The sequence below is a fragment of the Sphingomonas sp. genome (assembly GCF_017745215.1).
In the GTDB taxonomy this organism is placed as follows: domain Bacteria; phylum Pseudomonadota; class Alphaproteobacteria; order Sphingomonadales; family Sphingomonadaceae; genus Sphingomonas.
The window spans coordinates 100,155-126,786 of sequence record NZ_JAGHZV010000017.1 but is presented as its reverse complement, the minus strand read 5'-3'; the positions used below and the strand labels follow the sequence as shown (position 1 = coordinate 126,786).

Genomic DNA, 26,632 nt, shown 5'->3' with positions numbered 1-26,632 from the left:
TTCTATGGGAGGCCGGGTGGGGGAGCGGGCTGGTGCCGTCTCGAAATGCGCTCTTCCGCGCATTTCCAAACGGGCTCTTAGCGCCGGTTGTTGAAGGCGACGGGGATCTCGATCCAGCCCTCCAGGGCCACGCCGTCGCGGGTAGGCGGGTGGAAGCGGAAGATCGCCGAGGCCTGGAGCGCGGCGCGGCCGAAGCCATAGCCTTTCGGAGCCTCGCGCTCGACCCGGCAATTGGTGACGCTGCCGGTGCGCAGCACGCGGCAAGCGAGGAGGATCTGGCCGTTGACGCGATCGCGCGCGGCGCGCGCCGGGTTGTAGGGCGCGAGCTCGGGCGTGCCGGGCTCGCTCACCCAGCTCGCCTGGGTCAGCGCCGGACCGCCGTTGCCGGTGCCGCCGATCCCGCCGGCGCCGCGGCCGCCGACGCCGGTTCCGGCACCCTTGCCGGCCCCGTCACCCGCGACCCCGGAACCCTCGCTCGGCGCGGGTGGCGAGGCGGGCGGCGCGGTCGCGATCGGCGCCTGCACCGGCGCGTCGGGCCGTACCGGCGGCGGGGCTGCGGCGGCGGGCGCGGGAGCGCCGGGATGCGGGTGCGTCGCGCGGTGCACGGGCTGGGGACGCTCGGGCGGCGGTGGCGGCGGCGCGGGCGGGGGGAGCGGAATCCAGTCGATCAGCGTGCGTTGCTCGCGCATCGCTTCGATCGCCTTCACCGAGAGCCCGTGGAGCAGCACCGCGAACGGCAATAGCGTCGCCGCCAGCGCCAGCACCAGTGCCAGCGCCCGCAAGCGCAATGAAGGCGCCACCGCTCTCCTGACGCCCGCCTCCTTGACGATAGCCGCGGCCATGCGGGCGACTGTATCGCGCCCGGCACGGCGTGGGCAAGCGGCTCAGGCGGCGCGCTTTTCCAGTGCGTGCGCGGCCTCGGCCATCAAGGTCGAGAGGATGGTGGCGACGGGCTCCTCCTTGGTCACCATCCCCACCGACTGGCCGGCCATCACGCTGCCATGCTCGATGTCGCCGTCGATCACCGCGCGGCGCAGCGCGCCGGCCCAGTAATGCTCGATCTGGAGCTGGGCCTCGGCCATCTCGACCTTGCCTTCGTCGAGCAGCTGCGCGACTTCGCGCTGCTTGGCGGTGAACAGCTCGCCGCCGGCGTTCTTGAGCGCGCGCACCGGGATGACGGGAAGCCGCGGGTCGATCTGCACGCTGGCGACCGCGTCGCGCGCCGAGGCGCGGATGAACGCCTTCTTGAAGTTGGGATGCGCGATGCTCTCGGTCGCCGCGGCGAAGCGCGTGCCGAGCTGGACGCCTGCGGCGCCCATGTCGAGATAGCCCGCGATCAGCTCGCCGCGCCCGATCCCGCCCGCGACGAACACCGGCACCTGCTCGGCGACTTCGGGAAGGATCTCCTGCGCGAGCACGCTGGTCGAGACCGGGCCGATGTGCCCGCCGGCTTCCATCCCCTCGACGACGAGCGCGTCGACGCCCGAGCGGATCAGCTTCTTGGCGAGGCTGAGCGCCGGCGCGAAGCAGATCAGCTTCGCCCCGTTCGCCTTGATCGCGTCGAGGCTGCCGGCCGGCGGCAGCCCGCCGGCGAGCACGACATGCCCGACGCCGTGCTTCGCGCACACCGCGATCAGATCGAACAGCATCGGGTGCATGGTGATCAGATTGACGCCGAAGGGCTTGTCGGTCAGCGCCTTGGTCGCCGCGATCTCGGCATCGAGCAGTTCGGGAGTCATCGCGCCGCACGCGATCACGCCGAAGCCGCCCGCGTTCGAGATCGCCGAGACGAGGTTGCGCTCCGACACCCAGGACATCGCGCCGCCCAGGATCGCGACTTGCGTCCCGAGGAACTCGCACCCGCGCGCCATGCGCCGGCCCAGGCGCTCGGCGCCGATGGAGGAAAGGTCGTTCATGCCGAGGCCCTAGCGCCGTCGGACCGCGCTAGGCAAGCAATGAGCCCCTCAGGCCGCCTCGTCTTCCGCGTCCAGCCCATAGGCCGTGTGCAGCACGCGCACCGCGAGCTCGGTCTCGTCCTCGTGGATCAGCACCGAGACCTTGATCTCGCTGGTGGTGATCGCCTGGATGTTGATCCCGCGTTCGCCCAGGGTCTTGAACATCGTCGCCGCGACGCCCGCATGGCTGCGCATCCCCACGCCGACGATCGAGATTTTCGCCACCCGCGTGTCGTGGAACAGGTCGCGGTGGCCGATCGCCACCTGCGCCTTGCTGAGCACGTCGATCGCGCGCGCCAGCTCCGCGCTCGGCACGGTGAAGGTCACGTCGGTCGACCCTGCCGAATGCGCGATGTTCTGGATGATCATGTCGACGTTGATGTTGGCGTCGGCGAGCGGATTGAAGATCGCCGCCACCGCGCCCGGCCGGTCGGGGACCTCGGTGAGCGTCACCTTGGCTTCGTTCTTGTCGTGCGCGATGCCGGTGATGAGCTGGCGTTCCATGTCGTCGATCTCCTCTTCGCCCACGATCATCGTGCCGGGCAGCGACGATGCGGGCGGTCCGTCGATGAAGGAGGAGAGCACCTGCACGCGCACCCCTTCCTTCATGGCGAGCCCCACCGAGCGCGTCTGGAGCACCTTCGCCCCCACGCTCGCGAGCTCGAGCATTTCCTCATAGGTCACGCGCTTGAGCTTGCGTGCCCGGGGCACGATGCGCGGATCGGTGGTGTAGACGCCGTCCACGTCGGTGTAGATGTCGCAGCGATCGGCCTGCATCGCCGCCGCCACCGCTACCGCGCTGGTGTCCGATCCGCCGCGGCCGAGCGTGGTGACGCGCCGCTCCTCGGTCATCCCCTGGAAGCCCGGGATCACCGCGACTTCGCCGCGCGCCAGGCTCGCGTCGAGCGCGGCGGTGTCGATGTCCTCGATCCGCGCCGAGGCGTGCGCGGCGGTGGTCCTGATCGGCAGCTGCCAGCCCAGCCAGCTGCGCGCCGGCACGCCGATCGCCTGGAGCGTGATCGCGAGCAGCCCGCTGGTGATCTGCTCGCCCGAAGCGACGACGACGTCATATTCCTTCGGGTCGTAGAGCGGCGAGGCTTCGCGGCAGAAGCCGACGAGCCGGTCGGTCTCGCCCGCCATCGCCGAGACGACCACCGCGACCTGGTTGCCCGCTTCCCATTCCGCCTTCACGCGGTTGGCGACGTTGCGGATGCGCTCGATCCCGGCCATCGAGGTGCCGCCGAACTTCATCACGATACGTGCCATGGGTGTTGCTTTGCCCCGAGGACTTGGGAGAGACGGGGCCGCCTGATAGGAGCCGGACATGGCATTGGCAACCAAAGCTACGATTGACCCGCGTGAAGCTGAGCATTTCGGCAAGCTCGCGGCGGACTGGTGGGACCCCAAGGGCTCGTCGGCGATGCTCCACCGGCTGAATCCGGCGCGGCTCGCCTATCTGCGCGAAGCGGTGGACCTCCATTGGAGCGGCGACGGGATCGGCTTTTCGCCGCTCGCCGGCAAGACCGCGCTGGACGTCGGATGCGGCGCGGGGCTGCTCACCGAGCCGCTCGCGCGCCTGGGGGCGAGGGCGACGGGGGTCGATGCGGCGCCGGAGAACATCGGCGCGGCGCAGGCGCATGCCGAGGCGGTCGGGCTCGACATCGAGTATATCGCCGGCGGCGTGGAGTCGCTCGGCGAGCGGCGGTTCGACCTGGTGGTGTCGATGGAAGTCGTCGAGCATGTCGCCGACGTACCGGCCTTCCTCGCCGGCCTGGCGGGTGCGCTGGCCGAGGGCGGGCTGATGATCCTCTCCACCCCCAACCGTACCTTGCTCTCGCACCTTGCGCTGATCACCGTGGGCGAAGGCGCGGGCATGGTTCCCAAGGGCACGCACGACTGGCGCAAGTTCCTCCGCCCCGACGAGCTGACCGAGCTGCTCGAGGCCGAGGGTATGGAGGTAGCCGACGTGCGGGGGCTGGGCTTCTCCCCCGCGCGCGGCTTCGTCCTCTCGGACGATACGAGCCTGGACTATCTGCTGACGGCGCGACGGACGTAGTCCCTACCGCCCCGCATCACTGCCCGTAGTCGAACGCCGCGACCAGCCCCATCGCCACGGTGTGCTTGCCGCGGTTGATGTGGAAGGTCGCGTTGAGGCTGCCCTGGGAATAATCCTTGTCGGCGCGGCCCTCGACGGTGAACAGCTTCCACTCGGGGGTGATGTCGACGGTGCTGCCGATCACCACCGAATAGGGCGCGCTGTTGAGCTGGATCTGGCCGGTGATCTGCCCGCTCGTCTCGCCCGCCGCCGGCTTCTCGAGCTTGGCGTAGTACATCAGCGTGAGCTTGTCCCCGGCCTTGATCGGCTTGGTGATCGGCACGTTGACGCTCACGTCCCAGGGATTGCCGTTGCCCGTGGTCGGCACATGCACCGAGCGCCCACCCTGGACGCTGTCGTCCTTCACCGACTTGGGCGCGGGGCTGACGCCCCAGACCGCGAAGGTCGACGGATTGGGATCGTTGATCATCTGCTGCGCGGCGGCATCGTCGCTCTGCGCGGCAGCCGGCGTGGCGAAGGCGAAGGGCGCGGCGGCGAGCCCCAGCGCCATGGCAATACGAAGCGACATTCTCTCCCCCCTTTTCGTCTTTGAAAACGACTTTTGCAGAATGATGCCGCGATCCACGGGGACGATCAACGGATTCATGCGGATTGCAGATGTTCTTGATATGTTCTATGCACGCCGCATGCAGGCGCGCTTCGACTTCTGCGGCCGAAACGAGATCGAGCGGTGGCGTGCGGCGCTTTCGCCGCTGCTCGCCGGTGTCGAGCTGTCGCGGCGGCGGAAGCCGGTGGGGCAACTGGTCAAGTCGCTGATCAGCGGGCGGACGCGCGACGCGGTGTCGCTCGCGGCCTATCGCCGGCTGGGGAGCCGCTATCGCTCGGCGGCGCGGCTCGCCGAGGCGCCGGTCGAGGGCGTGCGGCAGGCGATCGCCGACGTCACCTTCGCCGAGGCCAAGGCCGGCTGGCTGATCGCGGCGCTGCGCCGGATCGGGCGCGAGCGGCCGGACTTTGCGCTCGACTTCCTCGGCGACCTGCCGCTCGACGATGCGCTGGCCTGGCTGGAACGGCTGCCGGGCGTCGGGCGCAAGGTCGCCGCCTCGACGCTCAATGCAAGCACGCTCGACCGGCCGGTGTTCATCGTCGACAGCCATGTGCTGCGCGTGATGGCGCGGCTCGGGCTGGTCGGCGCGCATGCCGAGGCGCGGGCGGTGAGCGAAGCGGTGACCGCGGCGATGAACGATTGGGCGGGCGAGGATTTCCTGCGCTTCCATGTCGCCGCCAAGCGGCTGGGCCAGACGCTCTGCCGGCCCGAGGCGCCGGGCTGCGCCGCCTGCCCGCTCGCGCGCGAGTGCCCCGGCGCCCGATTGACGTCCTAGCCGTGCATCCGGCATGCCGCGGGGCATGAGCGACGTGAAGCTGCACCCGAGCTGGCTCGAACCGCTGCGCGAGGAATTCGCGGCGCCGTATATGGCGGCGCTCCGCCAGTTCCTCGTCGCCGAGAAGGCGGCGGGCAAGCGCATCTTCCCGGCGGGGAGCGAATGGTTCCGCGCGCTCGACCTGACGCCGCTCGAGGACGTCCGCGTCGTGATCCTCGGCCAGGACCCCTATCACGGCCCTGGCCAGGCGCACGGCCTCTGCTTCTCGGTTCGCGCCGGCGTGCGCACGCCGCCAAGTCTGGTCAACATCTACAAGGAGCTCGAGACCGACCTCGGCATCGTGCCGGCGCGGCACGGCTTCCTCGAACATTGGGCGCAGCAGGGGGTGCTGCTCCTGAACGCAGTGCTCACCGTGCAGATGAGCATGGCCGCCTCGCACCAGGGCCGCGGCTGGGAGCGGTTCACCGACGCGGTGATCCGGCTGGTCAATGCGCGGCCCGAGCCGGTGGTGTTCATGCTGTGGGGCAGCCATGCGCAGAAGAAGGCGGCGTTCGTCGACTCGATCGATCGCGGCGGGCGGCACCTCGTGCTCAAGGCGCCGCACCCCTCGCCGCTCTCGGCGCATTCGGGCTTCTTCGGCTCGCGCCACTTCAGCAAGGCAAACGCCTTCCTCGAGAGCCGCGGCATGAAGCCGATCGACTGGCGGCTGCCGCCGGTCGAGGCGGCGCCCGGCGGCGAGGGCTGACAGCGCCAAAAGTCACAAGAGTCACGACCCGTCGCCGCGGCGATGGGCCGAAAAGTCACAAGAGTCGCAACCCGTCGCGGCGATTTCGGGGCGACGCTTCCCGCAGCCGGAGGTCATCGTTCACTGTCGCCCGCAGGCGTTTCAAGGAGCGGCCGGGAACTCCCGGCGCGCCGAGCCAAGCAGCGGAAATCCTATTTTGCAAGCGGCGGCGCTTCAGCTCTTCAGGCGGTACCCCGTCCGGAAGATCGTCCAGACCACGCCGAGGCACAGCATCAGGAAGCCGAGCGTGAAGCCCAGGCTCCAGCGCACGTCGATGTCGCCGACCTCGCCGAAGAACGCCCAGCGGAAGCCGCTGACCAGATAGGCGATCGGATTGAACAGGCTCACCGTGTGCCAGGGCTGGGGCAGCCCCGAGAGCGGGTAGAAGGCGCCGCCGAGGAAGGTGAGCGGGGTCAAGACCAGCGCGGGGACGACGTTCAGCTGCTCGAACCCCTTGGCCCAGATGCCGATGATGAAGCCGAACAGGCTGAACGCGATCGAGGTGAGCAGCAGGAAGGCGAGCATCGCGAGCGGATGGTCGATACGGAGCGGCACGAAGAGTACCGAGGTCGCGAGGATGATCAGCCCGATCACCACCGACTTGGTCGCCGCCGCGCCGACATAGCCGACGACCAGCTCGACCGCCGAGATCGGCGCCGAGAGCAGCTCGAAGATCGTGCCGGTGAACTTGGGGAAATAGATGCCGATCGAGGCATTGGCGACGCTCTGGGTGAGCAGGGATAGCATGATGAGGCCCGGCACGAGGAAGCTGCCATAGGGCACGCCGTTGATCGCCGGGATGCGGCTGCCCATGCCGCTGCCGAAGACGATGAAATAGAGCGACGTCGTGATCACCGGCGTGACGATGCTCTGCCAGAGCGTGCGCAGCGTGCGCGCCATCTCGAAGCGATAGATCGCCCAGATACCGTGGAGGTTGATGCCCGTCATCAGCGCTTCTCCACCAGGTCGACGAAGATGTCCTCGAGGCTCGACTTGGAGGTGTCGAGGTCCTTGAAGGCGATACCCAGCTCGCCGAGCTTGCGCAGCAGCGAGGGGATGCCGGTGCGCTCGGCCTGGGCGTCGAACACGTAGCGCAGGCGATGGCCCTCGTCCTCGAGGCTGAGGTGCCATTCGGCGAGCTCGGCCGGGATCGCCGCCATCGGCTCGACCAGCGAGACGTCCATCTCGCGCTTGCCGAGCTTCTTCATCAGCGTCGCCTTCTCCTCGACGAGGAGCAGCCTGCCCTTGTCGATCACGCCGACCCGGTCGGCCATTTCCTCGGCCTCCTCGATGTAATGCGTCGTCAGGATGATCGTGGTGCCCGATTCGCGCAGCGACCCGATCAGCTTCCACATGTCGCGGCGCAGCGACACGTCGACGCCGGCGGTGGGCTCGTCGAGGAACAGGATCTCGGGCTGGTGGGCGAGCGCCTTGGCGATGAGCACGCGGCGCTTCATCCCGCCCGAGAGCTCGCGGATCTGCGCGTCGCGCTTGTCCCATAGCGACAGCTCGGTGAGCACGCGCTCGATATGCGCGGCGTCGGGCGCCTTGCCGAACAGCCCGCGGCTGAAGCGCAGCGACGAGGCGACGGTGGAGAACATGTCGACCGCCAGCTCCTGCGGCACCAGCCCGATCAGGCTGCGCGCCTCGCGAGGATGGCGGATCGCGTCGTGCCCGCCGACCAGGATCGTACCGGTGCTGGGGGTGACGATGCCGCAGACGATCGAGATCAGCGTGGTCTTGCCCGCGCCGTTGGGCCCGAGCAGCGCGAAGATCTCGCCGCGGTTGATCTCGAGGTCGACATGGTCGAGCGCGCGATGGCCCGAGGCATAGGTCTTGCTGACCTGGTTGACCGACAGGATTGCTGACAAGGGATGGCCCCCCGGGGAACGGAACGGACGCGTTACCTAGGGTGGGGGTGGATGCGCGACAAGGGATGGCCTGCCCCCTTTTCGTCACCCCGGCCTTGTGCCGGGGCCCACGCAGCCGAACCGACCGACCTTTGGCCTCCTGTCCATCGCTCGCCTCCCGGTGGGCCCCGGCACAAGGCCGGGGTGACGGGGAGGAAGGATCCGTCCCGTTCCGCTCCGGCTCAGCAGCTTTCGTATTTCCAGTTGCGCCGCTTGCCCTCGCGCATCCAGCCCACCGCCTCGGCGACGCGCTTCGCCCGGGTCTCGGGGCGTTTGGCCTCGGCGATCCATTCGCAATATTCGCGGCGGCAGCTCGGCGGGAAGTTGCGGAAGGTCTCGGCCGCGGCATCGTCGGCGGCGAGCGCTTCGGCGAGTTCGTCGGGGACTTCGGCCTCGGGCCTGGGCTGCGGCCTGGCGCGCGCGGGCTTCGCGCCCGATTCGGCGATCTCGGCGGCGCGCCTGATCAGCGCCTCGAGCTCGGGCGCGGAGGGCAGGTCGGCGAGCGACGTGATCCGGCCGAAGCTGCCCATCGCATCGGGCCGTTCGGTCTTGAGCAGCGCTTCATGGTTCCAGAAGCCGAAGGTCGCATGCGCCTTGAACGCCGCCATCGTCGCGAGCGGGCGGCCCTTCAGGTAGAAGGAGGGCATGCCCCATTTGATCGTCTCCTCGACTTCGGGCACCGCGGCGTGGATGCGCGCGCGCAGCCAGACGAGGATCGGTCTCGCGAAGTCGGCGGCGCGATCGATATAGGCGTCGTGGCGAGAGTCGGTGGGCATCGCGCGCTCCGGGAAGAGGTGCGCGATGCTGGTCCGTCGATCGGGCCAAATCAAGCCTCAGGGCCAATCAGCCTCAGGGCTCGAGCGCATCCTCGTCGCGGTCGTCGAGGTCGTCGTCGTCCTCGAGATCGTCGTCCTCGAATTCCTCCTGGAGCTCGTCCTCGGCGATGGCCTCGTCCGATTGCTCGGCGTCGTCGTCTTCCTCGCCGAGTTCGTCGGACTCCATGTCGAGCCCGTCCTCGTCGTCGACGTCCGCATCGCCCATGTCGGGGACGAGGTCGGTCAGCAGGTTGCCGTCGCTCGGGCCTTCGGTGGTCGCCTCGAGGATCTCGGCGCGCTGGCTCTCGTCATAGCCTTCCTCGTCATAGCCGTCGTCGTCCGGCCCCTGATCGCCCACTCGATGACCACCCATGCTCGATCTCCTTTGCGCTCCGGTAACGGCGGCACGCGCATGGCGTTCCCGCCGGTGCGACAAACCGCTCGTCCCTGGCCGTTCAGCTCGGCCGGAAGAGTCGGCCGCGCTCGGTGATCGCTACCACAATCATCGCGAGTCCGCCCATAAGCAGGAAGCCGGCGTAGAGCGGCACGGTGGTGCCGTCGAACTGCTGGCCGATGACCGCGCCGATCACCGCGCCGAGGAAGGTGGTGACGAAGCCCTGAAGGCTCGAGGCGGTGCCGGCGATCGCGCCCATCCGCTCCATCGCCATCGCGCTGAAATTGGCGCCGACGAGGCCGAAGCAGCCCATCATCAGCGCCTGGAGCGCGGTGAAGCTCCAGATCGTCTCGATCCCGGCGAGCGTGACCGCGAGGTGGATGCCGGCGATCGCGATCATCGCGGCGAGTGCGGTGTGCGAGATCGGGCGCATGCCGTAGCGCATCACGATCCGCGAATTGATCAGCGCCCCCACCGCCATCGTGCTGGCGACGCTGCCGAACACCGGGATCAGCAGATGGGGGGCGTGGAACACGTCGGTCATCACCTGCTGGATCGAGCCGACGAAGCCGAACAGCGCGCCGCTCATCGCGGCCGAAGCGAGCGTGTAGCCGACGGCGTGGCGGTCGCGCAGCACCAGCAGGCAGTCCGCGGCGATGCGGCCGGGGTTGAGCGGCTGGCGCGCCTCGGTGGAAAGCGTCTCGGGCAGGCGCAGCCAGAACCAGAGCAGCGCCGCCGCGCCCGCGCCGCCGACGCCCCAGAAGATCAGCCGCCAGCTGCCGACGAGCAGGATCGCCGAGCCGAACGCCGGCGCGATGATCGGCGCGGCCATGAATACGATCATCGCCAGGCTCATCACCCGCGCCATCGCGCGGCCGTTGAAGCAGTCGCGCACGATCGCGACGGTGATCACCCGCGCGCCGGCCGCCGAGGCGCCCATCGCGGCGCGCGCCGCGAGCAGCAGCGCGAAGCTGCCCGAGATCGCCGCGGCCGCGCAGGTCGCGACATAGGCGAGCAGCGCGATGGCGAGCACCGGGCGGCGGCCGTAGCGATCCGATAGCGGCCCATAGGCCAGCTGCGCGCAGGCGAAGCCGATCAGGAACGCCGTGATCACGAACTGGCGGTGGTTCGCCGAATCGACTGCGAGGCTCGCGCCGATCGCCGGCAGCGCCGGCAGCATCGAATCGATGCCGAGCGCGGTCAGCGCCATCAGCGCGGCGGTGAGCGCCACGAACTCGACGAAGCCGATTGGCGCCTTGCCGGCGCTCTGCGTGCTGAGATGGGGCGTGGCCTGGTCCATGGCCGGCTCCCCATGGCGCATCGGGGCGGCTGCGTCACGCCCCTACGCTTGACGGCACCGTTTCGGAGGATTAGTGTATTGCTCAATTAATACACATGAGGGTTCCCGATGCTCCGCCTGCTCGCTGCGCTTCCGCTGTTCGCTCTCGCCGCCTGTGGCACCTCGGTCTCGATCGACGGCAACAGCTTCGCGCTCCAGTCGAACATGACGGTCGACGGCGCAGACACCGATTTCGACGGGGTGAAGCTCTATCCGGGCTCGACGATGCACGGCTTCAGCCTCAACGCCCGCGACGGCGGCAGCGAGGGCAACGACAGCGCTCAGCTGGGCACTGCGTTCGACGCGCCGGCGCCGCTCGACAAGGTCAAGGCCTGGTACCGCGAAGCGCTGGTGAAGAACGGCTATGCCGTCACCGATACGCCCGACGGGCTCGCCGGCACCAAGGCCAAGGCGCGGATGCACATCACGCTCACCGCCGACGGCGCCGACAAGACGGTGGGCCGGATCGACTTCTCGGGCGAGGGCGACAGCTGATTGCGACCCCGGCGCTTGTTTGAAGGGGCCGGGCGGGGCTAGACTGGGGACTACCCGTCCCCGGAGGACTCATGCTCGATACCCCCCTCGCCGAGGTCCCGCTCGTTTCGATGAAGGACCAGGCCACCGACCCCGAGGGCTTCGCCCAGGCGTTCGGCCAAAGCTTCCAGCGCTTCGGCTTCGCGATGATCGCCGACCATGGCGTGCCCCAGGCGCTGATCGACCGCGCCTGGGCGATGACCAAGGACTTCTTCGCGCTGCCCGAGGAGGAGAAGCGCGGCTATTTCGTCGAAGGCGGCGGCGGCGCGCGCGGCTATACGCCGTACAAGACCGAGATCGCGAAGGGCGCCGAGCACGTCGACCTCAAGGAATTCTGGCACATCGGCCGCGAGCTGGCGGCGGGCCATCGCTTCGAGAGCGACATGGCGCCCAACATCTGGCCCGACCGGCCCGAGGGCTTCCGCGAGACCTTCCTCGCGCTGTTCCAGGCGTTCGACGATGCCGGCGACCGGCTGCTCTCGGCGATCGCGCGCTACCTCGGGCTGCCGACCGACTGGTTCGACCCTGCGGTGCGCGACGGCAATTCGGTGCTGCGCCTGCTCCACTACCCGCCGGTGCCCGCCGAAGCGCCCGAAGTCCGCGCGGGCGCGCACGAGGACATCAACCTGATCACGTTGTTGCTCGGCGCCGAGGAAGCGGGGCTGCAGCTGCTCGACAGGAATGGCAGCTGGTTGCCGGTGAAGCCGCCCGAAGGCGCCATGGTGGTCAACGTCGGCGACATGCTCCAGCGGCTGACCAACCATGTCCTGCCCTCGACGACGCACCGCGTGGTCAATCCGCCGCTCGAGCGCCGCGGCAGCCCGCGCTATTCGATGCCCTTCTTCCTCCATCCGGCGCCGGACTTCCTGATCAAGACGCTGCCCGGCTGCATGAGCGAGGACCGGCCGAACCTCTATCCCGAGCCGATCACTGCGCACGATTATCTCCACGAGCGGCTCGTGGAGATCGGGCTGATCAAGAAATAGCGGTGGCGGCGGGTCCCATTTCAGATCCTTCACAACTTGGGCGTGTTATCGATTGCGCTCTTTGAAAGCAGGTCGGGAGAGATGGACGCTGCCTGCTAAATCGTCATCCCGGCGAAAGCCGGGACCCAGGGTTGTGGAGTACGTCGCTCGCGGCCCTGGGTCCCGGCTTTCGCCGGGATGACGGCTGTAGGCTTGCCGAAACTCGTTCGGCATGACGATCGACGGGATGGGGCTAGAGCCCCTTGCGGCCGAAGCTCGGGCGGGCAGGCCCCGCGGCGGGTTCGGGCTGCTGGGTGCTCGCCTTCTGCTGCATGTAGCGCGCGATGACCGCGTCGGGGTCGAAGCCGTCGTTGTGCTCCTCCGGCTCGGACACGGCGGCGGCCCGGCGCGAGGCGAAGGCGGGTTCGGGTTCGGTGTCGGCCTGGACGATGCGCCCGCCCGCCGCCTGGGTGACCAGCCCCGCGAACGCCTCGGCCGCCTTGAGCCCGCCCGCAGCGCGGCGGACCGAGAGGCTGAGCTTGCGCACGCCCGAGCTGCTCCCCTCGCGCGAGCGGAACGAGAAGATCATCGTCCGGCTGGCGGGGACGAAGTTCACCCGGATGGTATGGGTGTGGATACCGACGAGGTCGGGAATCCGCGCGGACCTGGCGCCGACCCACAGGGTCTGGCCATCGATCCGCGCGAGCACGCGCGGCGGCAGCAGATAGCCGAGCGCCGGCAGGCCGAGGAGGACAGTGAGCATCGCGGGCGAGCCGAAGCGCGAGCCCTCGAGCATCGTCGCGACCATCGCGGACAGGAAGATCGCCGGCAGGATCGCCACGCGAACGGCGCCCCAGCGAGACGTGGTCAATTCCATCGCGGCCCTCCTTGGCGCCCATCTAGCCTTGCGGCGCTTAAGGATTCTCTACTGCCGGCGCGGCTTGCGGGAGGGCGCCCGCTTCCTCTAGGCGGAGTGCGATGGCCAGTTCTTCTCCGCTTCGCGTGGCGCTCGCCGGTCTGGGGACCGTGGGCGCGGGTGTGATCCGTCTGATCGATGCGAACGGCGAGCTGATCGCGCGCCGCGCGGGCCGCCCGATCGAAGTCGTCGCGGTCAGCGCGCGCGACCGCGGCAAGGACCGCGGCGTCGACATCGGCCGCTTCTTATGGGTCGACGATCCGGTCGCGCTCGCCAAGCATGCGGAAGCGGACGTGGTGGTCGAGCTGGTGGGCGGTGCCGACGGCCCGGCGCTGGCGATGGCGCGCGCGGCGCTGGCGAGCGCGAAGAACTTCGTCACCGCCAACAAGGCCATGATGGCGCACCACGGGCTCGAGCTCGCCAAGCTCGCCGAAGCCGCCGACGTCGCGCTCAAGTTCGAGGCGGCGGTCGCGGGCGGCGTACCGGTGATCAAGGGGCTCCGCGAAGGCGCCGCGGCGAACGAGATCGCGCGCGTCTATGGCGTGCTCAACGGCACCTGCAACTTCATCCTGACCAAGATGGAAGCCGAGGGCCGGAGCTTCGACGACGTGCTCGGCGAAGCGCAGCGGCTGGGCTATGCCGAGGCCGATCCCAGCTTCGACATCGACGGGGTCGACGCGGCGCACAAGCTCTCGATCCTCGCCAGCCTGGCGTTCGGGACGCAGCCGAGCTTCGGCGAAGTGGCGATCACCGGCATCCGCCACGTGATCGCGGCCGACATCGCCGAAGCGGCGGCGCTCGGCTTCCGCGTGCGGCTGGTCGGCATGGCGCAGGCGGACGGCGCGGGGCTGTTCCAGCGCGTCCATCCGCACCTCGTCCCGCTCGACCACCCGCTCGCCCATGTGCTGGGTTCGCTCAACGCCGTCGTGGCCGAGGGTAATTTCGTCGGACGGCTGTTCTTCCAGGGCGCCGGCGCGGGCGACGGCCCGACGGCCTCCGCCGTCGTCGCCGACCTGATCGACATCGCGCGCGGCGAATATGGCCCGCCCTATGCGATGCCCGCCGAATCGCTCGGCCATCCGCAGCCTGCGGACAGCGGCGAGCGGGCGAGCCGCGCCTATCTGCGGCTGACGGTGGCCGACCGGGTCGGGGTGCTCGCCGAGATCGCCGCGGCGATGCGCGACGCGGGCGTCTCGATCGAGAGCCTGATCCAGCGCGGCGCCAATCCCGACGGCAGCGTGCTCGTCGCGATCGTCACGCATGAGGGCCCGGAACGCTGCGTCGCCGCGGCGCTGTCGCAGCTTCGGGACTCGCCGAGCATGCTGGGCGAGCCGATGTGGATGCCGATCCTGGCGGGTTAGGGCGCGATCGGCCGCTCGACCAGCTTCACGCCGCGGCCGTCGGTCGAGACGGTCATCCCGAAGCCCGGGCCGCAGCGCGCGATGATCGCGCCCTGGCCGCAGGGGAGGTGGTTGTAGTCGCGCGTCAGGTCGCTGGTGCGCAGCGGCACCGAGTTGCGCGCATTGGCGGCGGGGACCAGCGGCACGCGATATTTGTCGGCGTCGCGTAGCGAGCAGACGACGATCTCGTCGTCATTCTCGTTGCGGCGGCACTGGACGTCGGCGCGGGTCCGGGTGCGGTACGAGGTCATCATCGCGTCGGCGCGATTGGGGGACGGGGCGGCGCCGGCGTCCTGGGCCAGTGCGAGCAGCAGCATCAACATCGGTTCGCCTCCATTGCCCCCAAGGAGAAGCGCCGGCTTGCCAAAGGCTTGTGGCGGAAATGCGGACGGGGACGAAACGACTCAATCGATATCGGTACGATAGATCAGCCGGCCCTTGCTGGGGCACTTCGGCGCGCCGGTGGTCTCGCAAGGCTTCCACACGCCCTGCATCGCGCGCGTCATCGTGTCGTCGACGCGCGCAGGCTCGCTCTCGAGGCGGAAACGGCGGGCGGTGTCGGCGGTGCAGCCGCGAAGCGCGCGGCAGCTGCGCGGCATCCGGTCGGTGAGATGGGGCAAGACGGGCACGGAGACGTCTTGCGGCGAACTCTGGAGCAACAACAGCAATGCGATCACGAACAAGCCTCCCAACCTGCCCGCTCGCCGCGATGAACGTCCGTGCCACGAGATGGTTGCCCCGCTGCGCCGCCTCCCCTATCGCGACCGCCATCAGCCAGAATCCGCGGGGGGTCCCGAATCCATGCAGAGCGCCAGCCACGTCCTCGATCGCGTCCTCGTGCTCGAAATGGTCCGCGTGACCGAAGCCGCCGCGATCGCCGCCTCGACGCTGGTCGGCCGCGGCGACGAGAAGGCGGCCGACCAGGCCGCGGTGGAAGCGATGCGCGAGGCGCTCAACAAGCTCTATCTCGACGGTACGGTAGTGATCGGCGAAGGCGAGCGCGACGAGGCGCCGATGCTCTACATCGGCGAGAAGGTCGGCGCGGCGCAGGGCAAGGGCCCGGCGATCGACATCGCGCTCGATCCGCTCGAAGGCACGACGATCTGCGCCAAGGCCGGCCCCAATGCGCTGGCGGTGCTCGCGGTGGCGGAGAAGGGCTGCCTGCTCAACGCGCCCGACGTCTATATGGACAAGATCGCGGTCGGCCCGGGCTATCCCGAGGGCGTGATCGACCTGGCGAAGACGCCGACCGAGAACATCTGCGCGATCGCCAAGGCCAAGGGCGTCGAGCCCAACGAGATCATCGCCTGCGTGCTCGATCGCCCGCGCCACGAAGCGCTGATCGCCGAGCTGCGCGCGATCGGCTGCGGCGTGATGCTGATCGGCGACGGCGACGTGGCCGGCGTGATCGCGACGACCAACCCCGACACCACGATCGACGTCTACATGGGTTCGGGCGGCGCGCCCGAGGGCGTGCTCGCCTGCGCGGCGCTGCGCTGCGTCGGCGGCCAGTTCAAGGGCAAGCTCCTCTTCCGCAACGACGACGAGCGGGCGCGCGCGCGGAAGTGGGGCATCGAGGATCTCGACAAGATCTACGACCTCACCGAGCTGGCCAAGGGCGACTGCATCTTCGCCGCGACCGGGGTGACCGACGGCTCGCTGCTCGAAGGGGTGAAGCGCTTCGCGACCAAGATGACCACCGAGAGCGTGGTGATGCGCGCGAGCTCGGGCACGGTGCGCTGGGTGAAGGGCGAGCATCGGCTCTGAAGAGGGTCGCGATCAGTTGAGGGAGGTGCGCATGCGTCGTTGGTTGGTCCTGGCCGCGCTGGCGGTGCTCCCCCTGGCCGCGGCGCCCGCGCCGGCGCGTGAGACGCAGGCGCAGTCGCCCTTCATGCTCCGGGAAGCGATGATCCCGATGCGCGACGGGGTGAAGCTCCACACCGTCATCCTGATCCCGCGCGACGCCAAGGGCCCGCTGCCGATCCTGTTCAGCCGCACTCCCTATGGCGCGCAGAACCAGGCGCCGGCGAGCATGCCGCGCAACTGGGCGGCGCTGGCGAAGGACGGCTATATCTTCGTTACCCAGGATATGCGCGGGCGCTACCAGTCCGAAGGCGGGCCGTTCACGCTCTCGACCGAGATCCGGACGGGCAAGGGCGCGACCGACGAATCGACCGACGCCTATGATTCGATCGACTGGCTGGTGAAGCACCTGCCCGGCAACAACGGCAAGGTCGGCATGTGGGGCGTCTCGTACCCGGGCCTCGCCGCCGCGATCGCGCTGGCGCGACCGCATCCGGCGCTCAAGGCCGTGAGCCCGCAGGCGGCGTGGATCGACTATTGGATGAACGACGACCTGCATCGGTGGGGTGCGATGCGGCTCACCTACGCGACCGACTGGGTGTCGAGCCTCCAGGTGAACAAGGAGGACTGGGACTTCCCCTATCCGCGTCACGACACCTACCAGTTCTTCCTCGAGGCGGGCTCGCCCGCGGACATCGAGGCCAAGTATCTCCAGGGCCGGGTGCCGCGCTACGCCGAGATGATCGAGCATCCCGACTATGACGATCACTGGAAGAAGCAGCGCTGGAGCGACAGCCTGAAGCGTACCAACGTGCCGACACTCAACGTCGCCGGTTACTGGGACCAGGAGGACCCCTGGGGCAGCTGGCAGATCTTCTACAAGCAGAAGCAGGATGATCCCGAGCACCTGGCGCTGATGGTCGCGGGCCCGTGGAGCCACGGCTATTGGCGGCGCCCGGCGAGCAACCTCGGCCGGATCGATTATGGCGTCGAAAGCGGCACCCAGTTCCAGGAACAGGTCGAGGCGCCCTTCTTCGCCTATTGGCTGCACGGCAAGGGCACCAAGCCCGACTATGCGCTCAAGAGCTTCCAGTCGGGCTCGTGGACATGGAAGACCTATGCCCAATGGCCGCTCGCCGATGCCGTCGCGACCAAGCTGTGGCTGCGCGCCGACGGCAGCCTGAGCTTCGGCCGGCCCGCAGGCTCGGAGGGGTGCCGCGACTATGTCTCCGATCCCGCGCGCCCGGTGCCGTTCCGCCCGCACCCGATGTCGGCGACCTATGCCACGCCCGATTGGCAATGGTGGGAAGCCGAAGACCAACGCTTCGTGGACGACCGGCCCGACGTGCTGAGCTGGACGAGCCAACCGCTCGATGCCGACCTGACCGTCACCGGTGCCATCACCGCGACGCTGATGGCCTCGACCAGCGGCACCGACAGCGACTTCGTCGTCAAGCTGATCGACGTCTATCCCGAGGACGTGGAGACGCCGCCGCAGGCGCCGGTCGGCGCCTATGCCAGGTCGCTGAACGGTTACGAGCTGCCGGTCGCGATGGAGATCCGCCGCGGCCGTTACCTCGCCTCGTTCGAGAAGGCGACGCCGCTGGTCCCCGACAAGGTGGTCGCCTGGGACGTGCCGCTGCGCGACCACGACCATGTCTTCAAGAAGGGCCACCGGATCATGGTCCAGGTCCAGTCGAGCTGGTTCCCGGTGATCGATCGCAACCCGCAGACCTTCATCCCCAACATCTACAAGGCCAGGCCCGAGGATTACCGCAAGGCGACGCAGAAGGTGTGCGACGGCAGCCTGGTGACGCTGCCGGTGGTGAAATAGTCGGACGCGCTTCCATCGGCGAGGCACGTCATTCTGTTGACAAGGAAACCATATTGATGTAGTTTCCTGGGAAACCGAAGCGAGTGCCATGCCGTCCCTTCCGCCCGCCGCAGATTTGAGCGCCCATCTCGGCTTCTGGCTGCGCATGGTGTCCAATCATGTCTCGCACGGCTTTGCCGCCCGGCTGGCCGACAAGGATGTGACGGTCGCCGAATGGTGCCTGATGCGAACGCTCTACGACCAGCCGCCGATGGCCCCCAGTCGAGTCGCCGACGCGATGGGGATGACGCGAGGCGCCATCACCAAGCTCGCCGACCGGCTGATCGCGAAATCGCTGGTCGCGCGCGAGGCCAGCGCAACCGACGGCCGCGCCCAGACGCTCGCACTGACCGGCTCCGGCATCGCGCTGGTCCCCGACCTGGCCGCGCTCGCCGACGGCAATGACGCGGCATTCTTCGAATGCCTCGCCCCGGCCGAGCGCGCGACGCTCGAGCAGCTGCTGAAGCGACTGGCCGCGCGCGGCGGCATGACCGCGATTCCGATCGAATGAGCGACATCGCGCAAGGAGTATCGATGAACGAGCGGCAGAGGATGATCGCCCGGGCCTGCCTCGAGGGCGCCGACCGGAACAGCATGACCTTTCCGCAGATCGTGGGAACGCTGATCGACGCCGGATTCGAAGGCTATGCGGTCGACTTCCGGCGCGCGACCGCGACCTATCATCTGCCCGACGGCGACAGTCTCGAGCTGCCCGCGCGGGCCGTCTCGACGCCGGTCGCGCCGGCCTTCGACGCCGCGCGCCTCCAGGCCGCGATCCGGGACGCGCAGCAGCTGGTTCCCGGCTACAGCTATCGAGGCTTTTGCGAAACGGCTGCCTCGGCCGGTTGCGCCGCCTACATCGTGTCCTTCTCCGGCCGCCGCGCGCTCTATATCGGCCGCGACGCGGAAATCCATGTCGAGCGGTTCCCGGATCAATAGGGCAAGCCGGCCAATTCCCCCAGCAGCGCGTCGATATCGCGCGGGTCGTGGTACAGGCCGATGCCGATGCGGAGCACGTCGCCGCGGACGTCGGTGATCACGTCGCGCGCCTCGAGCCATTTCTTCCAGGCCTGCGCCTGGCCATGCTCGAAGGCGAGGAAACGCGCCCGGGGCCCGTCGCCGGGCGGGTTGAGCAGCGCCGCCTCGGCGAGCGGGGTCGCGCCGAGCCCGGCGAGCAGCTGGTCGCGCAGCCCTGCGACATGTGCGCTGATCCTTGCCGTGTTCAACCCCTCGCCGCCGAGCATGTCGCGCACCGCGACGAAGCGGTAGAGCCCGGTCGCGTCGAAGGTCGCGCCCATGAAGCGGCGCGCGTCGGGGAGATAGCCGCAGGTGCCGGGCGGCAGCGACAGGTCGTCGAACTCGGCGAACCAGCCGGTGACTTCGGGGCGCAGCGCATAGCCCGCGGGCGCGTGCATCAGCCCCACGCCTTCGCCCGACATCGCGTATTTATAGCCGCCGGTCAGGTAGAAGACCTTGTCGGCCACCGCGGAGAGATCGGTCTCGACCGCCATGAAGCCGTGATAGCCGTCGACCACCACCCATGGTCCCTCGGGCGAAGCGAGCGCCGCGAGGTCGGCGAGCCGCGTGAACGCCGCGCCGCTGCCGTACATCATCTGGCTGACGAAGATCAGGTCATAATCCCCGGTCCGCGCCTGCTCGACGAGCCGGTCGGAGAAACCGGGCTCGACCGCGACCTTGTCGAGCGTGATCGTGCCGCCCTCGATCCAGCGCGCGGCCTGGCGGCGGAAGCTGTGGAATTCGCCGCCGCTCGACAGCACGCGCACCGGCCGGCGCGGACAGGCCGAGAGCAGGCGGACGATGAAGTCGTGCGTGTTCGCCGCGAACACCACGGTCGAAGGGTCGGGCAGCCTGAGCTCGTTGGCGACATGCGCCTGGCCGGCGGGGAAGATCTCGCCGAGCACGCGCTCCCATTTGCGGTCGGCGAGGCGGGCGGAGTCCTCCCAATAGGCGAGCTGGCCGACATAGGAGGCATCGGGCCAGAGGTGGTGGCTATGCGCGGCGAAGTGGAGCCGCTCGGGCGCCGCGGCGATCGCGCGCTGGAAGAGGTGCTTGTAGCTGGTCATTTGTTGGCCTCCGCCTTCGCGGAGGCGGCGGCACCGGCCCGCTCCCCCACCCGGCCTCCCATAGAATAGGCTGCCGCTGGGAGGCCGGGTGGGGGAGCGGGCCGGTGCCGCACCATCACAGCGCGGTCCGGAGCGACCAGAGCTCGGGGAAGGCGCGCTTCGCGAGCGTCGATTCGAGATAGGGGACGCCCGGGGTGCCGCCGGTTCCCGGCTTGCCGCCGATCACTCGGCTGACGGTGAGGACATGCTTGTGCCGCCAGGTGGCGAGCGCATCGTCGATGTCGACCAGCTTCTCGGCGAGCTGGTAGAGTTCCCAATATCTGTGCGGGTCACGATAGACCTCGAGCCAGGCGGCCTCGACCGCGGGGTGCGGCCGGTAGGGCTGCGCCCAGTCGCGCTCGAGGACTTCGGGCGGCAAGTCGAAGCCGGCGCGGGCGAGCGCGGCATTGGCTTCGTCCCACAGGCTCGGTTCGGCGGCGAATTGCCGCGTGAGCTCGCCGGGCACCCCGCCGCCGCGCACGCCGAGCAAGGTCTCGACCGCACGGAACTGGTCCGACTGGAAGCCCGAGCTCGGCCCGAGGACGTGGCGGAAGCTGGTATAGTCGGCGGGCGTCATCGTGGTGAGGACTTCCCAGGAGAGCGTCATCACCGCCTGGATGCGGCTCACCCGAGCGAGGCTCTTGTACGCCTCCACGGCCGCGTCGCCTCGAACGAGCGACCTGGCGAGCTTGAGCTCCTCGATCACCTGCTTGAGCCAGAGCTCCTTGGTCTGGTGGATGATGATGAACAGCAGCTCGTCGTGCGTGTCCGAGAGCGGGTGCTGGGCCGCGAGGATCTGGTCGAGCGCCAGGTAGCGGCCATAGGTCATCGGCGCGTCGCTCATCGCGGCGCCTCCGCCAGGTTGACACGGTTGACACCAATCATGCGGAAAAAACCCGGGGACGAGGAGGCGCCACGGGGGGTCGGAATCGAGGGGAGCAGGCCGATCATGGTTTCATCCGTAACCAGATTGGCGCTCGGTAGGACAGCGGAAAATCAGGCCCACGGCCTTTCCCAAACCATCACCCCGGCCTTGTGCCCGGGCCCACAGGACGGCAACGGCTGGAATGGAGTCGAGAGTACAACCGATGTGACTGGGTGGCACAAGGCCGGGGTGACGAGGCGAGCGTGGCGCCGGTGTCGTGAAGCCAGCACGACCCTGCCGCACCGCCGCACGGCCTTAATCCCGCAGCAACTCGTTGATCCCGGTCTTGGCGCGGGTCTGGGCGTCGACGGTCTTGACGATCACCGCACAATAGAGCGCCGGCTTGCCGTCCCCGCCGCCCAGCGAGCCGGGGACGACCACCGAATAGGGCGGGACGACGCCGCGATGGACTTCGCCGGTCGCGCGGTCGACGATCTTGGTCGAGGCGCCGAGGTACACGCCCATCGAGAGCACCGCGCCTTCGCCGACGCGCACGCCCTCGGCGACTTCGGCACGCGCGCCGATGAAGGCGCCGTCGCCGATGATCACCGGATCGGCCTGGAGCGGCTCGAGCACGCCGCCGATGCCGGCGCCGCCCGAGAGGTGCACCCCCTTGCCGATCTGCGCGCAGCTGCCGACCGTCGCCCAGGTGTCGACCATCGTGCCTTCGCCGACATGCGCGCCGATGTTGACGAAGCTCGGCATCAGCACCGCGTTGCGCCCGATGAACGCGCCGTGGCGGACGATCGCGCCAGGCACCGCGCGGAAGCCCGCGGCGCGGAAGGCATTGTCGCCCCAATGCGCGAACTTCGACGGCACCTTGTCGAACCAGTTGGCGTCGCCGGGGCCGGGCATCACCTGGTTGTCGTTGAGCCGGAACGAGAGGAGCACCGCCTTCTTGAGCCACTGGTTGACGCGCCAGCCGCCCTCGCCGTCAGGTTCGGCGACCCGGGCTTCGCCGCTGTCGAGCAGGTCGAGCGCCTCGGCCACCGCCTCGCGCACCGCGCCTTCGGTGCTGGGGTTCAGGCTTGCGCGGTCTTCCCAGGCGGCGTCGATCGTGGCGGGGAGGTCGGTCACGCGTCTTCCTTCATGATGTCGTGGAGCCAGCCGGTGATGTCGGCGGTGACGAAGTCGATATAGCTGAGGTCTCGCTCGCCCGGCGCCTGTTCGGAGCCATTGTCGACCCAGACGGTGGTCATGCCGATCGCCTTGGCGGGTTGCAAGTTGCGCGCGAGGTCCTCGACGAACAGCGATTGCGCGGCATCGAGCCCATAAGCGTCGCAGAGCCCCTGGTAGGCGATCGGATCGGGCTTGGGGCGATAGTCGGTCGCATGGACGTCGTGGATCGCCTCGAAGCTGTCGGCCAGCCCGATCAGCGCGAGGACGCGCTCGGCATAGGGGGTGTCGGCATTGGTGAAGATCAGCTTGCGCCCCGGCAGCCGCGCAATCGCGGCGGCGAGCGGCTCGTTGCGCTCCAGCACTTCCATGCCGATGTCGTGGACGAAATCGAGATAATGGTGCGGATCGACGCCGTGGTGCGCCATCAGCCCGGCCAGCGTGGTGCCGTGATCGAAGAAATAGGCCTTCTGGATGCGCTCGGCCTCGGGCTCGTCGACGCCGAGCAGGTCCGAGATGTAGCGGCGCATCCGCACGTCGACGCGCGCAAAGAGGTTGGCGCTCGCCGGATAGAGCGTATTGTCGAGATCGAAGATCCAGTTGCGGACATGGGACAGCGGCGCGAGCATGGCGGGGCGGGCTGTATCGGCGCGGGCTCGCCCGGGCAAGGAATTGCGCGGTGGGGATCGTTAACCATCGCTCAGCAGACTGGGTCTAGGGATCGTCGCGTGATCAGTCAGGGTAGGTGTCCCATGCGAACGGGGTTTGTGGCGCAGCTGAAGCGGTCGGCAGCATTCGGAAGCCTGTTGCTCCTCTCGGCCTGCGGTGGCGGCGGAGGGGTGAACACCACCCCCGCACCGCCGGCCACGCCGACCCCCACGCCGACGCCGACTCCCACCCCTACGCCGACGCCCACCCCGACCCCGACGGTGAACTACGATACCGCCGAATATCGCGCGACGGTGGGTGCGGTCTCGGCCAATGCGCTCGTCGCGTACAACCGGGGCGACACGGGCAGCGGGGTGAAGGTCGGCGTGATCGACTCGGGAATCGACCTGCAGAGCGGCGAGTTTGGCACTTGCGCGCTGAGCGTCGGCGGCACCGGCGCGTGCCGGATCGACTCGGCCTCGCGCGACGTGGCGGGCAACAGCACGCTGGACGACGAGGGCGGGCACGGCACCGCGGTCGCCTTCACCATCGCCGGGCGGCGCAACGACGCGGGGACGCACGGCATCGCCTTCGATGCGACGATCGTCGCAATGCGGGCCGACACGCCGGGCAGCTGCGCGACCGAGACCGCGAGCGATCCCGATTCGGGGTGCAAGTTCAACGACAATGCGATCGCGCAGGGCATCGACGCGGCGCGGGTCGCGGGCGTCAAGGTGATCAACCTCTCGCTCGGCGGCTCGGCGGCCAATTCGACGCTGCGCACCGCGATCAGCCAGGCGACCTCGGCGGGGATCATCATCGTGATCGCCGCGGGCAACGACGGCGACGCCAACCCCGATCCGCTCGCCGCGATCGCGACCGATTCGTCGGTGTCGCACGGGCTGGTGATCATCGCCGGATCGGTCGGCGCCAATGCGACGCGCACGCCGGGCGGCGACGTGATCTCGAGCTTCAGCAACCGTGCGGGGACGGGCCAGAACGTCTATCTCGCCGCGGTCGGCGAGAGCGTGCGCGCGCCCGACCAGACCAACACGGCCTTCCTCTGGTCGGGCACCAGCTTCTCGGCGCCGCAGATCGCCGGCGCGATCGCGCTGCTCGCCCAGGCCTTCCCGACGATGACGGGGCAGCAGATCGTCAACCTGCTCTACATGACTGCGCGCGACGCCGGCGCGAGCGGCGTGGACTCGGTCTACGGCCGCGGGGTGCTCGACCTGACCCGCGCCTTCGATCCGGTGGGGACGATGAGCCTCGCGGGCTCGCGCGCCGCCTCGACCGACGTCAACGCCGCGCTGTCGGCGCCGATGGGCGACGCGAGCCAGGGCCCGCTCGGCACGGTGATGCTCGATGGCTTCTCGCGCGCCTTCACCGTCGACCTCGCGCCGTCGGTGCGCCACGAGACCCCGCAGACGCGATTGCCGCAGCTGATGGCCTCGCGCCAGCGCAGCTTCGACATGGGCGTGAAGGGCGTGACCGTGGCGGTGACGCTGGTGCCGGCCCGCGGCTCGGTCTCGATCGAGCGGCTCGCGATCAGCGGCGGCGACGCCGAGCGGGCGCGTGCGCTCGCCGCGTCGATCACCGGCCGGCTGGGCAGCCGCGCGCAATTCGCGATCGGCGCCTCGGAGAGCGGCACCGCGCTGACCGCGCGGCTCGCGGGGCGCGACGATCCGGCGTTCCTGGTCGCGCGCGATCCTTCGAACAACTCGGGCTTCGACGCCGATGTCGGCGGCTCGGCGGCGGTGCGCCAGCAATTCGGCCCCTGGGGCGTGACGCTGGCGATGGAGCGCGGCGATGTGCTCACCCGGCGCGACACGCAATTCGACGCGCTGCGCTGGCGGCCCGAGCGCTTCGGCTACAGCCGCGCGACGCTGGGGCTCGACCGGCGGTTCGGGGGGCTGCGCACCGGTGTGTCGGTGACGCGGCTCGACGAGGCCAATTCGCTGCTCGGCGCGCGCTTCGCGCCGGCGCTGGGCGCCGCCAGGGGGACGAGCTGGTTCGTCGACCTCGGCGCGCGGCAGGATTTCGGGGGCGGCTGGTCGCTCGGTGCGTCGATGCGCCAGGGCTGGACGATCGCCGAGCTGCGCGCGGGCGTGCAGGGATCGGGGCTGATCCGCACCAACGGCTTCGCCGCGGACCTCGGCAAGAACGGGCTGTTCCGCCGCGGCGACAGCTTCGGGCTGCGCGTCGCGCAACCCCTTCGCGTGGTCAGCGGCGGGCTCGACCTCCGGCTGCCGCAGGACTGGGACTATTGGACCACGAGCGTCACCCGGTGGAGCGACACGCGCTTCAACCTGACGCCCGAGGGCCGCGAGTTCGACTATGAGATGCGCTACGCCATGCCGCTGTGGCGCGGCGAGCTGAGCGGCAACCTCTTCCTGCGTACCGACCCGGGCAATTACGCGACGCTGCCGAACGACACCGGCGGGGCAGTGCGGCTGAGCTTCGACTTCTAGCGGAACGGCTAGGCGCACCCCATCTGGCGTGCATGACCCGCTATTCGCTGCTCGACCTCGTTCCCATCGTCCAGGGCGGGAGCGCCGGCCAGGCGCTCGCCAACGCCGCCGATCTCGCCGCGCATGCCGAGGCGCTGGGGTTCACGCGCGTGTGGGTGGCCGAGCACCACGGCATGGCGGGGATCGCGAGCGCCGCGACCTCGGTGGTGATCGCGCACCTCGGCCAGGCGACGCGCACGATCCGGATCGGCGCGGGCGGGATCATGCTGCCCAACCACGCGCCCCTGGTGATCGCCGAGCAGTTCGGCACGCTCGACGCGCTGTTCCCCGGACGGATCGACCTCGGCCTCGGCCGCGCGCCGGGATCGGACCAGCGCGTTGCCCGCGCGATCCGGCGGACGCTCGACGGCAATGAGCACGCCTTCCCGCAGGACGTGCTCGAGTTGCAGAGCTATTTCGCCGACGACGGCCAGACCGGCATCCGCGCGATCCCCGGCGCAGGCGCGCGGCCGCAGCTGTGGATCCTCGGCTCGAGCCTGTTCGGCGCGCAGCTCGCCGCGGCGCTGGGGTTGCCCTACGCCTTCGCCTCGCATTTCGCGCCGGGGCTGCTCGACGAAGCGCTCGACGTCTATCGCCGCAACTTCCGGCCCTCCGAGGTGCTCGACGCGCCCTATGCCATGGCGGGGTTCAACGTCTTCGCCGCCGAGAGCGACGCGGAGGCCGAGCTGCTCGCGAGTTCGCAGCAGCAGGCGTTCGTGGCGATCCGCACCGGCCAGTCGATCCAGCTGCCGCCGCCGGTCGCGGGCTTCCGCGAGAGCCTGGGCGCGCAGGGCCAGGCGATCCTCGGGCAAGTGCTCTCGGCCTCGGCGATCGGCGGACGCGAGAAGGTGGCGCGCGAGATCGCCGCCTTCGTCGAGCGGACCCAGGTCGACGAGCTGATGATCGCCAGCGCGATGTACGATCACGAGGCACGCAAGCGCAGCCTTGCGATCACCGCGGACGTGATGAAGGCTATCGGCGCCGTCCCCCCGGACGGCGCCGTCGACCTCATGCCAGCGCGTTGAGCGCCCGCCCGGTCGAAGCAGAATCGCTGCCGCTGCGCGTCGTCGCGATGGTGGGAGGAGGTTGCCCGTCGTAGGAAGCGGTGCGACCCGAATCTTCGGCGAGCGCCTCCCTGTCGCCGCGCAGTGTGGCGCGGGGATTTCGGCGTGTTGCAGGGAGTGAGA

General features: G+C 69.4%; 28 protein-coding genes. 12 read left to right on the top strand and 16 right to left on the bottom strand.

Translation table 11 applies throughout. The annotated features are described in order from the left end of the window. Nucleotides 1-77: 77 nt before the first annotated feature. The 3 genes from J7495_RS16290 to J7495_RS16280 are packed head-to-tail and all read right to left on the bottom strand — an operon-like array spanning nt 78 to nt 3,221. Nucleotides 78-842, bottom strand: coding sequence for an energy transducer TonB (locus J7495_RS16290; RefSeq protein WP_294057816.1), 765 nt, complete (start codon nt 840-842; stop codon nt 78-80). A gap of 42 nt (nt 843-884) precedes the next feature. Then, nucleotides 885-1,916 carry a nitronate monooxygenase gene (locus J7495_RS16285; RefSeq protein ID WP_294057814.1) on the bottom strand — a complete coding sequence of 344 codons (1,032 nt, stop codon included), beginning with the start codon at nt 1,914-1,916 and terminating at the stop codon, nt 885-887. Between the two features lie 48 nt (nt 1,917-1,964). Beyond that, entirely contained in the window at nt 1,965-3,221 is a 1,257-nt protein-coding gene (locus J7495_RS16280; RefSeq protein WP_294057813.1) for an aspartate kinase, read from the bottom strand. A gap of 58 nt (nt 3,222-3,279) precedes the next feature. On the opposite strand from J7495_RS16280, the gene ubiG reads away from it, so the two are divergent. Beyond that, the gene (ubiG, locus tag J7495_RS16275; protein ID WP_294057811.1) at nt 3,280-4,011 is read left to right on the top strand and encodes a bifunctional 2-polyprenyl-6-hydroxyphenol methylase/3-demethylubiquinol 3-O-methyltransferase UbiG; all 732 of its coding nucleotides are present in this window, start codon (nt 3,280-3,282) and stop codon (nt 4,009-4,011) included. Nucleotides 4,012-4,027: 16 nt separating this feature from the next. Here ubiG and J7495_RS16270 read toward each other — a convergent pair whose 3' ends face one another. Next, complete coding sequence (locus J7495_RS16270; protein ID WP_294057810.1) at nt 4,028-4,579, bottom strand: carbohydrate binding domain-containing protein; 552 nt, start codon at nt 4,577-4,579, stop codon at nt 4,028-4,030. A 100-nt stretch (nt 4,580-4,679) separates the two neighbouring features. Here J7495_RS16270 and J7495_RS16265 point away from each other — a divergent pair, with 100 nt between their 5' ends. Next, nucleotides 4,680-5,390 (top strand): endonuclease III, encoded by a 711-nt coding sequence (locus J7495_RS16265; RefSeq protein WP_294057808.1) that lies wholly within the window; start codon nt 4,680-4,682, stop codon nt 5,388-5,390. A 25-nt stretch (nt 5,391-5,415) separates the two neighbouring features. Continuing rightward, a complete protein-coding gene (ung, locus tag J7495_RS16260) occupies nt 5,416-6,135 on the top strand; it encodes a uracil-DNA glycosylase (RefSeq protein WP_294057806.1) in 720 nt (239 codons plus the stop codon). A gap of 213 nt (nt 6,136-6,348) precedes the next feature. On the opposite strand, the gene J7495_RS16255 is transcribed toward ung, so the two are convergent. From J7495_RS16255 to J7495_RS16235, 5 genes are all read right to left on the bottom strand, one after another. After that, entirely contained in the window at nt 6,349-7,122 is a 774-nt protein-coding gene (locus J7495_RS16255) for an ABC transporter permease (protein WP_294057804.1), read from the bottom strand. Beyond that, nucleotides 7,122-8,045 (bottom strand): ABC transporter ATP-binding protein, encoded by a 924-nt coding sequence (locus tag J7495_RS16250; RefSeq protein ID WP_294057803.1) that lies wholly within the window; start codon nt 8,043-8,045, stop codon nt 7,122-7,124. The genes J7495_RS16255 and J7495_RS16250 overlap by 1 nt, the downstream gene beginning before the upstream one ends. A 221-nt stretch (nt 8,046-8,266) precedes the next feature. Continuing rightward, nucleotides 8,267-8,860: a YdeI/OmpD-associated family protein gene (locus J7495_RS16245; RefSeq protein ID WP_294057801.1), complete on the bottom strand. Its 594-nt coding sequence runs from the start codon at nt 8,858-8,860 to the stop codon at nt 8,267-8,269. A gap of 73 nt (nt 8,861-8,933) precedes the next feature. Next, nucleotides 8,934-9,272, bottom strand: a complete 339-nt coding sequence (locus tag J7495_RS16240; protein ID WP_294057800.1) for a DNA primase — start codon at nt 9,270-9,272, stop codon at nt 8,934-8,936. Between the two features lie 82 nt (nt 9,273-9,354). Next, nucleotides 9,355-10,593 carry a multidrug effflux MFS transporter gene (locus J7495_RS16235; protein WP_294057799.1) on the bottom strand — a complete coding sequence of 413 codons (1,239 nt, stop codon included), beginning with the start codon at nt 10,591-10,593 and terminating at the stop codon, nt 9,355-9,357. Between the two features lie 108 nt (nt 10,594-10,701). Here J7495_RS16235 and J7495_RS16230 point away from each other — a divergent pair, with 108 nt between their 5' ends. Together J7495_RS16230 and J7495_RS16225 are read left to right on the top strand one after the other, a co-directional pair. Beyond that, the gene (locus tag J7495_RS16230) at nt 10,702-11,127 is read left to right on the top strand and encodes a hypothetical protein (RefSeq protein WP_294057798.1); all 426 of its coding nucleotides are present in this window, start codon (nt 10,702-10,704) and stop codon (nt 11,125-11,127) included. 71 nt (nt 11,128-11,198) lie between these two features. Continuing rightward, nucleotides 11,199-12,152: a 2-oxoglutarate and iron-dependent oxygenase domain-containing protein gene (locus tag J7495_RS16225; protein WP_294057797.1), complete on the top strand. Its 954-nt coding sequence runs from the start codon at nt 11,199-11,201 to the stop codon at nt 12,150-12,152. Between the two features lie 232 nt (nt 12,153-12,384). Here the strand turns inward: J7495_RS16225 and J7495_RS16220 are convergent, their stop codons facing one another. Further along, nucleotides 12,385-13,008 (bottom strand): hypothetical protein, encoded by a 624-nt coding sequence (locus J7495_RS16220; RefSeq protein WP_294057796.1) that lies wholly within the window; start codon nt 13,006-13,008, stop codon nt 12,385-12,387. Between the two features lie 101 nt (nt 13,009-13,109). On the opposite strand from J7495_RS16220, the gene J7495_RS16215 reads away from it, so the two are divergent. Continuing rightward, a complete protein-coding gene (locus J7495_RS16215; RefSeq protein WP_294057795.1) occupies nt 13,110-14,408 on the top strand; it encodes a homoserine dehydrogenase in 1,299 nt (432 codons plus the stop codon). Here J7495_RS16215 and J7495_RS16210 read toward each other — a convergent pair. Beyond that, nucleotides 14,405-14,770 carry a hypothetical protein gene (locus J7495_RS16210; protein ID WP_294057794.1) on the bottom strand — a complete coding sequence of 122 codons (366 nt, stop codon included), beginning with the start codon at nt 14,768-14,770 and terminating at the stop codon, nt 14,405-14,407. The two genes, J7495_RS16215 and J7495_RS16210, sit on opposite strands and share 4 nt — an antisense overlap. Nucleotides 14,771-14,851: 81 nt before the next feature. Further along, entirely contained in the window at nt 14,852-15,076 is a 225-nt protein-coding gene (locus tag J7495_RS16205) for a hypothetical protein (RefSeq protein WP_294057792.1), read from the bottom strand. A 172-nt stretch (nt 15,077-15,248) separates the two neighbouring features. Here J7495_RS16205 and glpX point away from each other — a divergent pair, with 172 nt between their 5' ends. The 4 genes from glpX to J7495_RS16185 all read left to right on the top strand — a co-directional run bounded on the left by glpX (nt 15,249) and on the right by J7495_RS16185 (nt 19,062). After that, a complete protein-coding gene (glpX, locus tag J7495_RS16200) occupies nt 15,249-16,214 on the top strand; it encodes a class II fructose-bisphosphatase (protein WP_294057790.1) in 966 nt (321 codons plus the stop codon). 31 nt (nt 16,215-16,245) lie between these two features. Beyond that, a complete protein-coding gene (locus J7495_RS16195) occupies nt 16,246-18,084 on the top strand; it encodes a CocE/NonD family hydrolase (protein WP_294057788.1) in 1,839 nt (612 codons plus the stop codon). 88 nt (nt 18,085-18,172) lie between these two features. After that, nucleotides 18,173-18,634, top strand: a complete 462-nt coding sequence (locus tag J7495_RS16190; protein ID WP_294057787.1) for a MarR family transcriptional regulator — start codon at nt 18,173-18,175, stop codon at nt 18,632-18,634. Continuing rightward, the gene (locus tag J7495_RS16185) at nt 18,631-19,062 is read left to right on the top strand and encodes a DUF1398 family protein (RefSeq protein ID WP_294057786.1); all 432 of its coding nucleotides are present in this window, start codon (nt 18,631-18,633) and stop codon (nt 19,060-19,062) included. Before J7495_RS16190 ends, J7495_RS16185 begins: the two co-directional genes overlap by 4 nt. Here J7495_RS16185 and J7495_RS16180 read toward each other — a convergent pair. From J7495_RS16180 to J7495_RS16165, 4 genes are all read right to left on the bottom strand, one after another. Further along, complete coding sequence (locus J7495_RS16180; RefSeq protein WP_294057785.1) at nt 19,056-20,207, bottom strand: class V aminotransferase; 1,152 nt, start codon at nt 20,205-20,207, stop codon at nt 19,056-19,058. The two genes, J7495_RS16185 and J7495_RS16180, sit on opposite strands and share 7 nt — an antisense overlap. 115 nt (nt 20,208-20,322) lie before the next feature. Continuing rightward, nucleotides 20,323-21,090, bottom strand: a complete 768-nt coding sequence (locus J7495_RS16175; protein ID WP_294057784.1) for a tryptophan 2,3-dioxygenase — start codon at nt 21,088-21,090, stop codon at nt 20,323-20,325. 336 nt (nt 21,091-21,426) lie between these two features. Continuing rightward, nucleotides 21,427-22,248, bottom strand: coding sequence for a 2,3,4,5-tetrahydropyridine-2,6-dicarboxylate N-succinyltransferase (gene dapD, locus J7495_RS16170; RefSeq protein ID WP_294057783.1), 822 nt, complete (start codon nt 22,246-22,248; stop codon nt 21,427-21,429). Continuing rightward, entirely contained in the window at nt 22,245-22,916 is a 672-nt protein-coding gene (locus tag J7495_RS16165) for a pyrimidine 5'-nucleotidase (protein ID WP_294057782.1), read from the bottom strand. Before J7495_RS16165 ends, dapD begins: the two co-directional genes overlap by 4 nt. 210 nt (nt 22,917-23,126) lie before the next feature. On the opposite strand from J7495_RS16165, the gene J7495_RS16160 reads away from it, so the two are divergent. Further along, the gene (locus J7495_RS16160; protein ID WP_294057781.1) at nt 23,127-25,406 is read left to right on the top strand and encodes a S8 family serine peptidase; all 2,280 of its coding nucleotides are present in this window, start codon (nt 23,127-23,129) and stop codon (nt 25,404-25,406) included. A gap of 32 nt (nt 25,407-25,438) precedes the next feature. Continuing rightward, the gene (locus J7495_RS16155; RefSeq protein ID WP_294057780.1) at nt 25,439-26,470 is read left to right on the top strand and encodes an LLM class flavin-dependent oxidoreductase; all 1,032 of its coding nucleotides are present in this window, start codon (nt 25,439-25,441) and stop codon (nt 26,468-26,470) included. Nucleotides 26,471-26,632: the final 162 nt, after the last annotated feature.

Coding starts and splice junctions, on each gene's coding strand:
- J7495_RS16290 (WP_294057816.1), bottom strand. CDS start 842: ATGGCCGCGGCTATCGTCAAGGAGGCGGGCGTCAGGAGAGCGGTGGCG.
- J7495_RS16285 (WP_294057814.1), bottom strand. CDS start 1,916: ATGAACGACCTTTCCTCCATCGGCGCCGAGCGCCTGGGCCGGCGCATG.
- J7495_RS16280 (WP_294057813.1), bottom strand. CDS start 3,221: ATGGCACGTATCGTGATGAAGTTCGGCGGCACCTCGATGGCCGGGATC.
- ubiG (WP_294057811.1), top strand. CDS start 3,280: ATGGCATTGGCAACCAAAGCTACGATTGACCCGCGTGAAGCTGAGCAT.
- J7495_RS16270 (WP_294057810.1), bottom strand. CDS start 4,579: ATGTCGCTTCGTATTGCCATGGCGCTGGGGCTCGCCGCCGCGCCCTTC.
- J7495_RS16265 (WP_294057808.1), top strand. CDS start 4,680: ATGTTCTATGCACGCCGCATGCAGGCGCGCTTCGACTTCTGCGGCCGA.
- ung (WP_294057806.1), top strand. CDS start 5,416: ATGAGCGACGTGAAGCTGCACCCGAGCTGGCTCGAACCGCTGCGCGAG.
- J7495_RS16255 (WP_294057804.1), bottom strand. CDS start 7,122: ATGACGGGCATCAACCTCCACGGTATCTGGGCGATCTATCGCTTCGAG.
- J7495_RS16245 (WP_294057801.1), bottom strand. CDS start 8,860: ATGCCCACCGACTCTCGCCACGACGCCTATATCGATCGCGCCGCCGAC.
- J7495_RS16240 (WP_294057800.1), bottom strand. CDS start 9,272: ATGGGTGGTCATCGAGTGGGCGATCAGGGGCCGGACGACGACGGCTAT.
- J7495_RS16235 (WP_294057799.1), bottom strand. CDS start 10,593: ATGGACCAGGCCACGCCCCATCTCAGCACGCAGAGCGCCGGCAAGGCG.
- J7495_RS16230 (WP_294057798.1), top strand. CDS start 10,702: ATGCTCCGCCTGCTCGCTGCGCTTCCGCTGTTCGCTCTCGCCGCCTGT.
- J7495_RS16225 (WP_294057797.1), top strand. CDS start 11,199: ATGCTCGATACCCCCCTCGCCGAGGTCCCGCTCGTTTCGATGAAGGAC.
- J7495_RS16220 (WP_294057796.1), bottom strand. CDS start 13,008: ATGGAATTGACCACGTCTCGCTGGGGCGCCGTTCGCGTGGCGATCCTG.
- J7495_RS16215 (WP_294057795.1), top strand. CDS start 13,110: ATGGCCAGTTCTTCTCCGCTTCGCGTGGCGCTCGCCGGTCTGGGGACC.
- J7495_RS16210 (WP_294057794.1), bottom strand. CDS start 14,770: ATGTTGATGCTGCTGCTCGCACTGGCCCAGGACGCCGGCGCCGCCCCG.
- glpX (WP_294057790.1), top strand. CDS start 15,249: ATGCAGAGCGCCAGCCACGTCCTCGATCGCGTCCTCGTGCTCGAAATG.
- J7495_RS16195 (WP_294057788.1), top strand. CDS start 16,246: ATGCGTCGTTGGTTGGTCCTGGCCGCGCTGGCGGTGCTCCCCCTGGCC.
- J7495_RS16190 (WP_294057787.1), top strand. CDS start 18,173: ATGCCGTCCCTTCCGCCCGCCGCAGATTTGAGCGCCCATCTCGGCTTC.
- J7495_RS16185 (WP_294057786.1), top strand. CDS start 18,631: ATGAGCGACATCGCGCAAGGAGTATCGATGAACGAGCGGCAGAGGATG.
- J7495_RS16180 (WP_294057785.1), bottom strand. CDS start 20,207: ATGACCAGCTACAAGCACCTCTTCCAGCGCGCGATCGCCGCGGCGCCC.
- J7495_RS16175 (WP_294057784.1), bottom strand. CDS start 21,090: ATGAGCGACGCGCCGATGACCTATGGCCGCTACCTGGCGCTCGACCAG.
- J7495_RS16165 (WP_294057782.1), bottom strand. CDS start 22,916: ATGCTCGCGCCGCTGTCCCATGTCCGCAACTGGATCTTCGATCTCGAC.
- J7495_RS16155 (WP_294057780.1), top strand. CDS start 25,439: ATGACCCGCTATTCGCTGCTCGACCTCGTTCCCATCGTCCAGGGCGGG.